We start from the raw sequence: 12,386 nt of genomic DNA on the forward strand, positions 1-12,386 counted from the left end.
AGGATCGTACGGGACCGATCGCACGGAGTTCGCTCCCCCCTCTTCCGTCAGCCACCAGGAACCGATATCGAGTTCCGATCGTGATGTGAACGAGGGTGCGGCCGGAGCGCTTGTGTACGGTTGTCCGCTCGACGGGCGAGGACGGTTCGGGGAAGAGTGATGATCATCGAGGACGGCACGGCCGGGCGCTTGGCGCGGGGCCTGCGGGCGGTCACCGCGTTCGGTGCGGTCGCCGCGTTGCTGGCCGGGTGCAGCGGCGAGGTCGGGGCGGTGGAGCCGCCGGCCGCCACGACGGCGGCGTCCGGGCCGGGTCTCTGCTCGACCGCGCAGGAGCCGTTCCCCAAGCTGGCGTTGGACGGCGGCGCCAAGGTCCTCGAACCGAACCCGTGGAACACCGCCGGCACCGTCTGCGTGGACCCGGTCGGGGACAGCGGGTTCACGCTGTCCCGGACCGACGACTTCGTTCCGAAGAACCCGCTCGCCCCGGGCGCCTACCCCAACGTCTCCACCGCCCCGGGCGCGAGCGGACTGCCGGTGCCGGTCAGCGCACTCGGCGACGCCACCGCCGACTGGGACGCCAACGGCCGGGTGAGCGGCTCCTTCAACCTCTCCTTCGACCTCTGGTACGGCTCCAGCCCGGACAACTGCCTCCCGGGGGAGAGCGCCGAGGTGATGATCTGGCTGGACGCCACTGACAACGTGCGGCCCGCCGGTGACAAGGTGTCGGACGCCCTGCCCTTCGGCGACGCCGGCTACCACGTCTACCAGGCGCCGATCACCGGCCCGCACAGCGTGATCAGCTACGTCCGCACGGCACCCACCCACACCACCCGTGGCCTCAACCTGCGGCTGTTCACCGCCGACGCGATGGCCCGCGGGTACGTCCCCAAGGGCTCCTACCTGTGCCGGGTGCAGGCGGGCTTCGAGGTCTGGAGCGGTGGGACGGGCCTGCGCAGCAACTCCTTCGCCTTCCACAACCGGGTCGGCCTGCCGGCCGGCGAGGTCCCGGCGGGCGCTCCGGGGATCTGCCTGCGGCACGGCGGCGGCGGGATCGCCGGGACGCCGGTGACCGTCGGATCCTGCGGCGACCAGGCCGTCTCGACCGGGTGGACGGTGGGCAACGACGGTTCGCTGCGCGGCGGAGCGGCCTGCCTGGCGCCGGCCGCCGACCGCTCCTCGGTGACGCTGGCCGAGTGCACCGGCGGCCCTACGCAGCGCTGGGTCACCGCCCCCGGGCAGCGGTTGAAGCACCAGGACACCGGGCTGTGCCTGGGCACCGCGGGCGGGGCGCTCGCGGACGGTACGGCGGTGATCCTGAGGCCGTGCGCGGACACCGTCTCGCAGCGCTGGAAGCTGCCGTACAACGGAGCCGCATGAGTCGGCGTCGCGCGCGGGAAACCGCAGCCGTATTGACGTTTCGTCCGCGCACCCCCCATGGGCGTGGCGGGGTGGATGCCCTAGCATTCGGGCCATGAGCGATCGACCGGTACCGAGTGGCGAGCCGGGCCAGCCCCCCACGCCACCGCAGCAGGCACCGGCCGGGGGGGCCGCTCCGGCCACCGGTGTGCCACCGCAGTCCCCGAGCGGAGCCTTCGGCCCCGCGTCCGGCTACGGGCCTTCGCCCGCTGCGCCCGTGCAGCCCCAGCAGATGACGCCGTATCCGGCCGCGCAGCCGGTGCCGCCGGTGCCGCATCCGGGCGGGGGACCCGCCCCGCTGGTGCCGGGGCCGGTACAGCCCGGTCCGGTGGCGCCGCAGCAGCCGCACCCCGTACAGCCGCAGCCGGTTCCGCCGCAGGCACCGATGCCGCAGCCCGGCCCGCCCATCGGTCAGCAGCCCTTCCCGCCGGGCGCGCAGCCGGCCCAGCCCGTGGCGCACTGGCAGCAGCAGGGCGGCTTCCAGCCGCCGGTTCCCCCGTCCGGCATGCCGGTCTCCCAGTCCGGCACACCGGACTGGGAGGCGCTGGCCGAGCAGAACGAGCAGTCCGCCAAGCGCGGCCGCCGGCTCAAGCTGATCGGTGTGGTGACCGCCGTGGTCGTGGTGGCCGCCGCCGGTGGCGGCGGGTACTGGTACTACCAGCACGGCAAGGAGAAGAAGCCGGTGGCCCAGGGCACCGGCCAGCCAAGCCCGACGGCCTCCGGTCCGTCGAGTCCGACGAGCGCGCCGCCGGTCAAGGGCATCGACAGCCCGCCGACCGTCGGCTCGCTGCCCGCCAAGAAGGGCTCGGCCGCGCTCAACCTGGGTGCCGACGCCAAGCAGGGGACGATGACCGGCTTCTCCGGGCAGGTCCTCAAACTGCCCAGCGGCCAGGACTCGTTCGCCTCGACGTCCACCTCGGTCGTCGACGTGGGCAAGAGCTTCACCGTCTCCGCGCGGGTGCTGGTCGACGTGCCCAACGGCAACCGCAGCGCGGTCAGCCAGGGCGACGGCCAGTACTACTCGTACTCGCTGGGCCGGGCCAACAACAACGGGCACGACCAGTGGTACTTCAAGGTCCAGGTGCCGGGCGGCGGTTCGGCGGTCGCCTGGTCCAAGGGCGACGCGACGGTCAACCAGTGGGTGCTGCTGACCGGCGTGTACGACGACCCGTCCGGTCAGATCACCCTGTACGTCAACGGCGCTCCGCAGTCCTCGGCCAAGTCGGCCGGGGTGCCGCCGAGCGGCGGCAACACCCTTCAGGTCGGCCGGCTGAGCTCCAACTCGCAGTGGGCCGACCCCTGGCACGGCGCGGTCGCCGACATCCAGGTGTGGGACCAGGTGCTGCCCGAGGCCGACGTCGTCAAGATCGTGGCCGGTCCGAGCTCGCCTCCGTCCATCGCGCCGACCGGTGCCTGGCTCGGAGGCTGAGCCCGTCCGGGCGGGTTCCGCGGGCCGGTGAGGACGACCCGCAGGACCCGCCGCAGGGCCGACCGGCCCTCGTGAACGTCCGGCCGCCGCCCCCGGCAGTGTGGGGCGGCGGCCGAAGCGCGCCCCGGGGCGTGGGCTCCAGGGCCCGTCCGGATGCGAAGTCCCAGATGAGGAGCAGTACTGATGAGCGCGGACGGCCGCTGGATCCGGCCCGAGTCCACCCGCAAGCCCGTCCTCGGCGGGGCCAGGCCGGCTGGGGTGGCCCTCGGCGAGCGCGACCGGACGGCCGCCGGGACGGCGCAGGCCTACCCGGCGGCCGACCGGCGCCGCCGCAAGCCCGGGCCGCCCGGGGTGCCGCACCCGGCCCGGCCGGCGTTGCGGGCCGACTGGCTGCCGCTGCTGGCCGTGCTGCTGATCCAGGGGGCGCTCTCGTACCACCTGATCCTCAGCAACACCGCCTTCATCGACGAGGGCACCTACATCTACGCGGGCTACCAGGAGATCGCGCACCTGCGGCACGGCACCCCGGTGTCGACGTACGAGACCTTCTTCTCCGGCTCCCCGCTGATCTACCCGGTGGTGGTGGCCGTCGCGGACTTCCTCGGCGGGCTGAACGGCGCCCGGCTGCTGAGCCTGGCGTTCATGCTCTCCGCCACCGTCGCCGTCCACCTGGCCACCCGGCGGCTGCACGGCTCGCTCGCGGCGTTCTGCGCGGCGGCGGCTTTCGTCGCGCTCGGCCCCACCCAGTTCCTCGGCGGCCTGGCCACCTACGACGCGATGGCGCTGGCGATCCTCGCCTGGGCCGGGTACTTCGCGGTGCGGCTGACCACGGGCGGCGGCTACCCGAGCCTGGTCGCCTCCGGGCTGCTGCTGGCCCTGGCCGGCGCCACCAAGTACGCCGCGCTGCTGTGGGTGCCGGTGGTGGCGGGCATCGCGGTGCTGGCGGGGCCGCGCGGGTCGCTGCGCCTCTGGGAGGCCTGGCGGCGCGGGCTGCTGGTGCTGCTGACCTTCGTGGTGGCGGTCGGCGCAGCGGCGCTGGCGGCCGGCGAGAAGTACGTCAACGGCTTCAACCACACCACGCTCAAGCGCGCCCCGGGCCACGACTCGTACTCCTACGTGGCCTCGGAGGCCGCCCGCTGGGTCGGCCCGCTGCTGGTGGTCGCGCTGGCCGGGGTGCTGGTGCAGCTGGTTCGGGCGCGGCGGCGCGGCGGTGCGGCCTGGCCCGAGTTCTGGCTGGCGCTGCTCCTGTTGCTGGCCGGACTGATGGCGCCGGTGAACCAGATCCGCATCCACACCTGGCTGTCCCTGCAGAAGCACGTCGACTTCGGCGCCTGGTTCTCCTGCATCGTGGTGGGCCTGGTCCTGGCCCGTACGGTGCTCTGGCTGAAGGGCCGGCTGCACCTGGTGGCCGGGGTGGCGGCTGCCGCCCTGGTGGTCGGTCCGCTCGCCTGGGTGGGCTCGGCCCAGGGCCGGGAGATGTACGGAGAGTGGTCGAACTCGAAGGAGTTCGTGGCCGCCCTGGAGCCGTACATCGTCAAGGGCGAGGACCGGTACCTGGTCGAGAACTACAACGTCCCCGCGTACTACCTGCGCAAGCAGACCAACTGGCAGCAGTGGCACGACCTGGTGGCCGTCTTCCGCCGGGACCCGGCCACCGGCGAGATGCAGAACGGGGTGCCCGCGATCCAGGCCGGCATCCAGGCCCACGAGTGGAAGGTCGTGGTCCTGGACTTCACCCAGACCGGGGCCATCGACAAGGCGATCCAGCCCACCCTGAAGGCCGCCGGGTACCGGGTGGTCACCGTGGTGACGAGCGGGAAGCACGGCCGGTACACCGTCTACGTGGCGCCCGGGTACGACAAGAGGCCGTGACGGATGCTCAGGAACGGCCGCTAGAACGCCATCGTGTAGACCATCAGATCCATCCCCGGGTACGGGGACCAGTCACGCTCCGGGGTGCGCCGGAAGCCGACGCGTTCGTAGACCCGGTGGGCGGCGGTCATCTCCGGGCGGGTGGAGAAGGCCATGCCGTCCAGGCCGAGTTCGCGGCTGCGGGTGACGGTGGCGCGGACCAGGGCCTCGCCGACGCCGCGGCCGCGGGAGGCGGTGGCGGTGGCGAGCATCCGGATCTCGCCCTCCCTCGGGGAGGCGATGTCCGCCCACTCGGTGCCGCCGACCGCGAAGGTCACGCAGCCGAGGACCCCGGCTCCGGCCGCGTCGACGGCGACGAGGAGCTCGGCCTCCCGGGCCCGCCGGCCGGCGTCGCGCAGCAGCTCGACGTAGCTGCTCGTGGGCCTGGTGTAGCCGTCGCCGACGAAGGTCTCGACGGTGATCCGGCCGGCGTCGGCGAGATCCTCCGGGAGGGCCTGGCGGATGAGGAAGTCCATCGGGCCAGTGTGCCGGAGCGCTCCGCGGGACGGTTCTCCGGGGTCGAACGGGCCGGGAGGGCGGCTCGGCCGGCGCCGGGGCGCGGGGAGGCGGCGGGCGGGGTGCCGTACAGCCGCTCGGGGCGGGCCGGGTCTGCGGGGTAGCCGCCCGGGCGGTGGTAGTTGTCGCGGCCGGCCGCCGGGCCTTGGGAGGCTTCGCGGCCGATCAGGACGCCGAGCAGGCCGAAGCCGCCGACGGCTGCGGCCAGGGCGAGTGCGCCGGAGAGGGTGTCGCTGTCCATGGGCACCACTGTGGCCGGGCGGCGCAGCGGCCACGAGTGGCAGGAACGACCGATTGCCTCGAAATCCTGCCAGTCGGCGCCTTCCGCGGCGGCGGGCAGCGGGGGCATCCTGGACGGCATGCTGAAGAACGACGGCATGCTGGAGAACGTGGTCGCGGTGGTGCTGGAGGAGATCCACCCCTTCGAACTGGGCGTGGCCTGCGAGGTGTTCGGCCTGGACCGCACCGCCGACGGGCTGCCCGGTTACGACTTCGCGATCGCCGGGGCCCGCCCGGGGCCGCACGCGACCCACTCCGGCTTCGCGGTGGACGTCCCGTACGGCCCCGAGCGGCTGGCCGGGGCCGACCTCGCCGTGGTCACCGCGGCGGGCATCCGCCGCACCTACCCGGAGCCGCTGCTGGAGGCGCTGCGCGGGGTGGTCGAGGATGGCGGCCGGGTGCTGTCCATCTGCAGCGGCGCCTTCGTGCTGGGCGCCGCCGGGCTGCTGGACGGCCGTCGCGCCGCGACCCACTGGCGGCACAGCGAGGCGCTGGCCGCGCGCTTCCCGCTGACCACGGTCGAGCCGGACGTGCTCTACGTGGACGACGACCCGGTGATCACCTCCGCCGGGACGGCGGCCGGCATCGACGCCTGCCTGCACCTGGTGCGCAAGGTGCAGGGAGCCGAGGTGGCCCGGGAGATCGCCCGCCGGATGGTGGTGGCGCCGCACCGGGAGGGCGGGCAGGCCCAGTTCGTGAACCGCCCGCTGCCCGAGGCCACCGGCGAATCGCTGGCCCCGCTGCTGGACTGGATGCGCCACCACCTGGCCGAGGAGGCCACCGTCGAGCAGCTGGCCGGCCGGGCGCACATGTCGCCGCGCACCTTCGCCCGCCGCTTCCAGCAGGAGACCGGCACCACCCCGCACCGCTGGCTGGTCGGCCAGCGGGTGCTGCTCGCCCAGCGGCTGCTGGAGTCCACCTCCGAGTCGGTGGACGCGATCGCCGCCCGCTGCGGCTTCGGCAACGCGGCCGCCCTGCGGCACCACTTCGGCCGCCGGCTGGGCACCACGCCGCTGGCCTACCGGCGCTGCTTCGCCGGCCCGGACCCGGCCTCCGACCCGGCCGCACCATGACGTGCCGTCAGTCCTCCCCGGCCGCCAGGTGCTCGACCCCGTTCCAGCCGTCCGGCCGCAGCCGCCCCTCCTGGGCCCGCCAGAGGCTGGTGGAGCAGTTGTGCACCGGCCCGAGCGCGGTGAGCTGCTCCTCGGTGAGCCGGTCCAGCGCGTAGCGGAGCATCAGCACCGTGCAGTCGTGCGCGACCAGCAGGACGGGCCGTCCGGCCTCCTCCTCGCAGAGGTCCCGCAGCAGGCTGCGCACCCGCAGTGCGACGTCGGCCCAGGACTCGCCGCCCGGCGGGCGGTAGTACAGCTCGCCCATCTTGCGCCGCCGGGCCGCCTCCTCCGGGTGCTTGGCCTCGATCGCGGCCTTCGGCAGCATCTCCAGGACGCCGAGTTCGCGGTCGCGCAGCCGCTCGTCGTAGCGGACGGCCAGGGTGACGGGGACGGCGCCGAGCCCGGCGGCCTGGGCGAGTGCGATCCGGGCGGTCTCGGCGGTGCGCACGTACGGCGAGCACCAGACGCTGCGCGGGCGGTCGGCGCTGGGCAGGCCGGCCCACCAGTGGCCGAGCGTCTGGGCCTGCCGGCGGCCGTGCAGCGACAGCGGGATGTCGGCGTCGCGGCAGCTGATCGGGACGCTGAGCGCTCCGGCGGCCTCGGCCAGCTGGAACTCGACGTTGGCGGTGGACTCCCCGTGCCGGGTGGCGATCAGCACGGACGGCAGCCGGCCGGCCGCCGCCGGGCGGTGGGCGGTGCCGTGCTGGCCCTGCGCGGTGACGTGGTGGTGCTGGCTCTGGGTGGACTGGTGCTGGCCGTTGAGGGTGGTACCGAGTTCTGCCATGGCCGCGAGCTCCCCGTGGTCGATCAGGTCCCGGCCGGATGCCGGTCCGGTCTGGTGGTGCCCGGCGTACACGCCTGTTCATACATATGATCGCGCCGCCTTCTCCAGTGTTCACGGAGAAGGCGGCGCGATCACAGGGCGCGTACCGCGCGAATCAGTGCGCCGCTACAGGCTCCGGCGCGTTCTTCGGCTCTTCGTCGCCGGCTTCGGCGCTGTAGTCGGACGGCTTGGTCTCGTCCGGGCCGTCCGGCGCCTTGACCGCCCGCAGCACCAGGGTGAGCGCCACCGAGACGATCAGGTTGAGGGCGAAGGCGGTCAGGCCGATGTAGCCGATCTCGCCGATGCCGGGGATCTCGGCCGCGTTGCCGCCGAAGTGCTTGGTGGCCGGGCTGGCGATCCCGTACGCCTTCCAGGTGCCGTACACCATCCCGGCCGCCCAGCCGGCGAACAGCGCCCAGTGGTGGAACCAGCGGGTGAACAGGCCGCCGACGATCGCCACGAAGGTCTGCAGGATCCACAGGCCGCCCAGCAGTTGGAGGTTGATCGCGGCCTGCTTGTCCATGCCGAGCACGAAGACCAGTGCGCCGACCTTCACCAGCAGCGAGACCAGCTTGGCGATCCGGGTCTCGTCGGCGGGGGTGGCGGCGGGCTTGAGCCACTCCTTGTAGACGTTGCGGGTGAACAGGTTGGCCGCCGCGATGGACATGATGGCGGCCGGCACCAGCGCGCCGATGCCGATCGCGGCGAAGGCCACGCCGGTGAACCAGTCCGGGAACATGTCCGCGAACAGCTGCGGCACCGACAGCTGGGAGTTGTAGCCCTTGACGCCCTTGCCGACGCCCGCCGCGATCGCCATGAAGCCGAGCAGCGCCAGCAGGCCCAGCATCAGCGAGTAGGCGGGCATGATCGCCATGTTGCGGCGCACGGTGTTGCGGGACTTGGAGGCCAGCACACCGGTCACCGAGTGCGGGTACATGAACAGCGCCATCGCCGAGCCGAGGGCGAGCGTGGCGTACGTCCACTGCTTGTTCTCGGGGATGGTCAGCGAGCCGGCCTTGGCCTCCTTGAAGTGCTGCGCGGCCGTGTCGAAGATGTGCCCGTAGCCGCCGAGCCGGATCGGGATGTAGATCACCGCGACGATGATCACGATGTAGACCAGGGCGTCCTTGACGAAGGCGATCAGCGCCGGGGCGCGCAGGCCGGAGGAGTAGGTGTACGCGGCCAGCACGCCGAAGGCGATGAACAGCGGCAGGTCCTTGACGAACCAGTTGGCGTTCTCCCCGCCGCCGACCCCCAGCACGTCCAACACGGCCTGGATGCCGACGAGTTGCAGGGCGATGTACGGCATGGTGGCCAGGATGCCGGTGAGCGCCACCACCAGCGACAGGGGCCGCGAGCCGTACCGGCCGCGCACGAAGTCGGCCGGGGTCACGTAGCCGTGCACCCGGGAGACCGACCAGAGCCGGGGCAGGAAGAGGAAGACCAGCGGGTAGGCGATGATCGTGTACGGCACCGCGAAGAAGCCCGCCGCGCCGGTCGCGTACACCGCCGCCGGGACGGCGACGAAGGTGTACGCGGTGTAGAGGTCGCCGCCGAGCAGGAACCAGGTCACCCAGGTCCCGAAGCTGCGGCCGCCCAGGCCCCACTCGTCCAGGTGCGCCGCGTCGTCCGCGCGGCGCCAGCGCGAGGCGAGGAAGCCCATCACGGTGACCAGGGCGAAGAACAGCACGAAGACCACGAGGGCCGGCACGTTGACGTCCTTCATCGCGCACCGCCCGTCCGGGCCGCCTTGCGGGCCTTCTCGTCCCGGGTGATCAGCAGGTAGGCGGCGACCGTGAACACGGCCGACACCGGCACCCAGAGCAGCTGGTACCAGTAGAAGAACGGCATCCCGGCCACCGCCGGGTCGCCCTTGTCGTACGAGGACACCCAGAGCATCGCGACGATCGGCACGAGCAGGGCGAGGCCGGCCAGCACCCGTTCGGGCGTCACCGCCGGGACGGGCGTCCCGGCCGGCTCGGGCATGACATCGTCGACGGTCGGGGGATCAGAGGGCATCGTCGGCTCCGCTCCGGAGAGGTCCCCGTCGGCGCCGCAGCCCGGTCGGCGCCGAGCGCCGTGCGGGCCCGCCGAGCAGCACCATCGGTGATCGGCAGTCAGGTCAGTACGGCTGCGCAATCTAGAGCATGAGGTGATCCATGTCACCGGAATCGACGGAACTTCCCGCCAGTCGGACGTAACCGACCGATGTCCGCCGTCGGGGGGGCGCAAAGGTGCCACTGCCGAGGAGTGCAAGGGCGCCGCGAGGCAACGGAAACGCGGTACCGCGGTGGACGGAACGGGCGCCGCCGTCGCGGGACGTCGGGGTGTCGCCGCAGAACGCAAATGGCACCGGCGCGCGCGGGTCGCGTGCGCCGGTGCCCGAAGTGCGGTGGGGGAGTGGGGTTACTCCGGACGCTTCAGCCGGGTGATGAACTTGTAGCGGTCGCCGCGGTAGATCGAGCGGACCCACTCGACCGGATCGCCCTCGGCGTCGAAGGAGTGCCGGGAGAGCTGGAGCATCGGCAGGCCGAGGTCGGAGCCGAGCAGGCCGGCCTCGCGCGGGTTGGCCAGGGTGGTCTCGATGGTCTCCTCGGCCTCGGCCACGGTGACCCCGTACACCTCGCGCAGCGCCGCGTACAGCGAGTTGTGCTTGGCCAGGTTGCGGCGCAGGGCGGGGAAGCGCTTGGCGGACAGATGGGCGACCTCGATGGCCATCGGGTCGCCGTTGGCCAGGCGCAGGCGCTCGATCCGCAGCACCCGGCCGCCGGGCTTGATGTCGAGCAGCGGGGCGAGCCGGTCGTCGGCGGTGATGTAGCCGATCTCGATCAGCCGGGAGGTGGGCTCCAGGCCCTGGGCCCGCATGTCCTCGGTGTAGGAGGTCAGCTGGAGGGCCTGGGCGACCTTGGGCTTGGCGACGAAGGTGCCCTTGCCCTGGATGCGTTCCAGCCGGCCCTCGACGACCAGCTCCTGGAGGGCCTGGCGCACGGTGGTGCGCGAGGTGTCGAACTGGGCGGCCAGCGCGCGCTCGGGCGGCACCGGGGTGCCGGCGGGCTGGGTCTCGGTGAGCTGCAGCAGGTGCCGCTTCAGGCCGTAGTACTTGGGGACGCGCGCGGTCGGGTCGGTACCGGACTGCGCCGGGAGGCTGTTCACCTCGGGGTCGTTGACCTGGGCGCTGGTTCCCCCGTCGCTGCTCATCGGACCTGTTCTCCCGCTTCTCGCGAGGTCTTCGGCGACCCCACCACATCGTTAACGGCTCACATCGTTGCATGTATGGCTACGGAACGAATACCTCATCACGCGATGAACGATGTGCGGTGTCGGCTTGATAACGGGTGGTCGGGATCGGTCGAACAGCCGTTGACAGGCCCATTGGTCTAGGCCAAGCTCCAGGCATCTGGTCTACACCACTAGGCCGGTCACTATGAATCCCCCCACCCGTTCGAAGGGGTCCGCGGCACCATTCCCCCCGCTTTGTGTGGGTCTGCCGCTGCCGCCCGACGGGGGCAACCCAGGCATCCCTCAGGAGGATGGCGTGAAGCGTCAGCTCATCGCGGCGGTCGGCGTCGCAGCAATGGTCGTCGGCCTGGCGGCTTGTGGCTCGGACGGCAAGAAGAGCGAGGGCGGCTCGTCGGCCAAGAACTACGACGGCAAGACCCTGACCGTGTGGCTGATGGACGGCTCGGCCCCCAAGGGCTGGGAGGACAGCGTCAAGGCCGACTTCGCCGCCGCCTACCCGGGTGCCAAGCTCGACATCCAGACCCAGAAGTGGAACGGCATCGGCCAGAAGGTCACCGCCGCCCTCTCCGAGGGTTCGGTGGACGTCCTGGAGATCGGCAACACCCAGACCGCGGGTTACGCGGCCACCGGTGGTCTGCTCGACATCACCAAGGACAAGGCTGACCTGGGTGGCGCCGACTGGGCCGCCAACCTGAACGAGTCCTCGATCATCGAGGGCAAGCAGTACGCCGCCCCGTGGTACTTCACCAACCGCGTGGTGACCTACAACAAGGACATCTGGACCAAGGCCGGCATCGCCGCCCCGCCGAAGACCCTGGACGAGCTGTACACCGACCTGGACAAGGTCAAGGCCGTCCCCGGTGTCACCGACGCCCTCTACATGCCCGGCCAGGAGTGGTACGTCTACTTCGGCCTGCTGACCAGCGAGGGCGGCAAGCTCGCGAAGAAGGACGGCGACAAGTGGGTCGGCGGCCTGTCGACCCCCGAGGGCCAGAAGGCGTTCGAGACCTACAAGAAGCTGCAGAGCCACTCGGCCATCGCGCCGAAGGACAAGGACGAGGCCACCCCGCAGCAGAAGGACGTCTTCGCCAAGGGCGACATCGGCACCATCATCGGCCTCGGCTGGGAGGTCCCGAAGCCCGAGGAGCTGGCGGCCGACAAGATCGGTTACTTCGCGCTCCCCGGCGCGACCGCGGACAAGCCGTCCAGCGTCTTCCTCGGCGGCTCGAACCTGGCGATCGCCCAGCAGAGCAAGAACCCCGAGCTCGCCAAGGGCTTCCTGAAGATCGCCATGAGCGACAAGAACGAGGGCCTGATGGCCGGCGCCGGCCTCATCCCGAACAAGGTCGCGCTCAACAGCAAGGTCACCGGCGAGTTCGCCAAGGCCGCCCTGCCGGCGTCCGCCAACGGCGCGACCACCCCGAACGTTCCGACCTGGACCAACGTCGAGAACGAGCCGAACCCGATCAAGGACTTCCTGACCTCGGCGCTGACCGGCGACTACGCCGCCGCGGCCAAGAAGGCCGACGACGAGATCGCGAAGCGTCTCAACCAGAAGCAGTAAGGCAGTCGAGCGGCGGGGGGGGGGGGGGGGGGGGCCGGGGGGGGGGGGGGGGGGGGGGGGGGGCGGGGGGGGGGGGGGGGGGGGGTGGGCGGGGCG

Annotated in this window: 10 protein-coding genes; 5 read left to right on the forward strand and 5 right to left on the reverse strand. The window is 72.3% G+C overall.

Annotated features, from left to right (window positions below; translation table 11 throughout):
* Window positions 1-159 precede the first annotated feature (159 nt).
* The 3 genes from ACIRRH_RS05065 (at window position 160) to ACIRRH_RS05075 (ending at window position 4,717) form a co-directional block, all read left to right on the forward strand.
* On the forward strand, window positions 160-1,377 hold the full coding sequence (locus tag ACIRRH_RS05065; protein ID WP_403061919.1) for a ricin-type beta-trefoil lectin domain protein: 1,218 nt from the start codon (window positions 160-162) through the stop codon (window positions 1,375-1,377).
* A gap of 271 nt (window positions 1,378-1,648) precedes the next feature.
* Window positions 1,649-2,845, forward strand: a complete 1,197-nt coding sequence (locus tag ACIRRH_RS05070) for a LamG domain-containing protein (protein WP_403061922.1) — start codon at window positions 1,649-1,651, stop codon at window positions 2,843-2,845.
* A gap of 183 nt (window positions 2,846-3,028) precedes the next feature.
* Window positions 3,029-4,717 (forward strand): ArnT family glycosyltransferase, encoded by a 1,689-nt coding sequence (locus tag ACIRRH_RS05075; RefSeq protein ID WP_403061925.1) that lies wholly within the window; start codon window positions 3,029-3,031, stop codon window positions 4,715-4,717.
* A gap of 20 nt (window positions 4,718-4,737) precedes the next feature.
* Here ACIRRH_RS05075 and ACIRRH_RS05080 read toward each other — a convergent pair whose 3' ends face one another.
* Window positions 4,738-5,232 carry a GNAT family N-acetyltransferase gene (locus ACIRRH_RS05080; RefSeq protein ID WP_403061928.1) on the reverse strand — a complete coding sequence of 165 codons (495 nt, stop codon included), beginning with the start codon at window positions 5,230-5,232 and terminating at the stop codon, window positions 4,738-4,740.
* 399 nt (window positions 5,233-5,631) lie between these two features.
* On the opposite strand from ACIRRH_RS05080, the gene ACIRRH_RS05085 reads away from it, so the two are divergent.
* A complete protein-coding gene (locus ACIRRH_RS05085) occupies window positions 5,632-6,624 on the forward strand; it encodes a helix-turn-helix domain-containing protein (protein WP_403061931.1) in 993 nt (330 codons plus the stop codon).
* Between the two features lie 7 nt (window positions 6,625-6,631).
* On the opposite strand, the gene ACIRRH_RS05090 is transcribed toward ACIRRH_RS05085, so the two are convergent.
* The 4 genes from ACIRRH_RS05090 to ACIRRH_RS05105 form a co-directional block, all read right to left on the reverse strand.
* Window positions 6,632-7,447: a histidine phosphatase family protein gene (locus ACIRRH_RS05090; protein WP_403061934.1), complete on the reverse strand. Its 816-nt coding sequence runs from the start codon at window positions 7,445-7,447 to the stop codon at window positions 6,632-6,634.
* Window positions 7,448-7,601: 154 nt separating this feature from the next.
* On the reverse strand, window positions 7,602-9,212 hold the full coding sequence (gene mctP / locus ACIRRH_RS05095; RefSeq protein WP_403061937.1) for a monocarboxylate uptake permease MctP: 1,611 nt from the start codon (window positions 9,210-9,212) through the stop codon (window positions 7,602-7,604).
* A complete protein-coding gene (locus ACIRRH_RS05100) occupies window positions 9,209-9,505 on the reverse strand; it encodes a DUF3311 domain-containing protein (RefSeq protein WP_403061940.1) in 297 nt (98 codons plus the stop codon). The genes mctP and ACIRRH_RS05100 overlap by 4 nt, the downstream gene beginning before the upstream one ends.
* Before the next feature lie 387 nt (window positions 9,506-9,892).
* The gene (locus tag ACIRRH_RS05105) at window positions 9,893-10,684 is read right to left on the reverse strand and encodes a GntR family transcriptional regulator (RefSeq protein WP_403061943.1); all 792 of its coding nucleotides are present in this window, start codon (window positions 10,682-10,684) and stop codon (window positions 9,893-9,895) included.
* 337 nt (window positions 10,685-11,021) lie between these two features.
* Here ACIRRH_RS05105 and ACIRRH_RS05110 point away from each other — a divergent pair, with 337 nt between their 5' ends.
* The gene (locus ACIRRH_RS05110; RefSeq protein ID WP_403061946.1) at window positions 11,022-12,290 is read left to right on the forward strand and encodes an extracellular solute-binding protein; all 1,269 of its coding nucleotides are present in this window, start codon (window positions 11,022-11,024) and stop codon (window positions 12,288-12,290) included.
* The last annotated feature ends 96 nt before the right edge of the window (window positions 12,291-12,386 follow it).

Source organism: Kitasatospora sp. NPDC101235 (assembly GCF_044767505.1).
Classification (GTDB): domain Bacteria; phylum Actinomycetota; class Actinomycetes; order Streptomycetales; family Streptomycetaceae; genus Kitasatospora.